The 1,074-nt window shown below is 54.0% G+C and carries 1 protein-coding gene and 2 pseudogenes; all 3 read right to left on the bottom strand.

Translation table 11 applies throughout. The annotated features are described in order from the left end of the window. Nucleotides 1-104, bottom strand: a pseudogene (gene murQ, locus B3F49_RS04800) (N-acetylmuramic acid 6-phosphate etherase); the annotation flags it as partial. An 11-nt stretch (nucleotides 105-115) separates the two neighbouring features. Beyond that, nucleotides 116-970: a carbohydrate ABC transporter permease gene (locus B3F49_RS04795; RefSeq protein WP_293909334.1), complete on the bottom strand. Its 855-nt coding sequence runs from the start codon at nucleotides 968-970 to the stop codon at nucleotides 116-118. Next, nucleotides 967-1,074, bottom strand: a pseudogene (locus B3F49_RS12410) (sugar ABC transporter permease); the annotation flags it as partial. The pseudogene B3F49_RS12410 and the gene B3F49_RS04795, both read right to left, overlap by 4 nt.

Raw genomic sequence — 1,074 nt, 5'->3', positions numbered from 1 at the left:
CGGTCCTCCTCGTTGATGATGGAAAGGATCTCGAGGGTTGACTTGGTATCGATACGGTAGGAAGCCGGGTTTCGTTGCTCGGTGGTGGGCAGTGATGATTGCAAGGTAGAATCTCCTATTTGACCGCGCCGGCGGTCATTCCCTTGATGAAGTACTTGGACATGAACAGGTACAGCACCAACATGGGCAGTATGGCGATGGAAAGGCCGGTGAACAACAGGCTCCAGTTGGTGCTGTGCTGCCCGAAGAAGGTGGACAGACCCACCGGAAGGGTTTTCACCTTGTCCGATTGGAGGAAAACGAGCGGGAAGAAGAAGTCGTTCCAGATCGGCACGGCGTTGTAGATAGTCACCAGGGCGATGGCCGGGGCGACCATGGGCATGACCACCAGGCGGTAGATGGCAAAGTCGTGGCAGCCGTCGATCTTGGCTGCATACTCAAGCTCCAGGGGTATGCCCTTCATAAAGCCGGCCAGGATGAAAACTGTGGAGGGCAGGGCCATCGCAAGGAAGATGAGTATGACCGACAGGGGGTTGTTGATAAGCCCCAGAGTCTTGATAAGCAGAAACAGCGGAATGATTGCTGCCTTCAGCGGCAGCATGATGCCGCTGAGAAAGAGCATGTACACCAAGGTGTTGAGCCTGTATGTATACCTGCTGATACCATACGAAGCCATGGAGCCGAAGAGCAGGACAAAAGCCATGGAGATGGTTGTTACCAACAAGCTGTTGGCGAAGTACCGGGAAAAACCCTTGTCGATCCATACTGTCTTATACGTTGCAAAGGAGAAGGTCTCGGGCAGGGAGAACGGGGTGGTCAGGATGGCCCGATTGGTTTTGAACGAGGAGAGGACCATGTTGATCAGCGGATAGATGATCAAGAGGACGTAAAGGGACATGCCTGCAAGGCAGACGGTGATGAATACTCTCTTAGCCAAGGAGGAGCCCTTGTAGCGCAAGTCGGTGATCATAGCTGCACCTCCCGTTTTCTGGTAACAAAAATGGAGAGCAACGAAGTGAAGAAGGTCAGCACATAGATGACCAGGCCGATGGCCGACCCGATCCCGATCTCCGG

The sequence above is a fragment of the Sphaerochaeta sp. UBA5836 genome (assembly GCF_002432845.1).
In the GTDB taxonomy this organism is placed as follows: Bacteria; Spirochaetota; Spirochaetia; order Sphaerochaetales; family Sphaerochaetaceae; genus Sphaerochaeta.
Note: the sequence above shows the minus strand (reverse complement) of the source record. Positions and strands in the feature narration are given on the sequence as shown.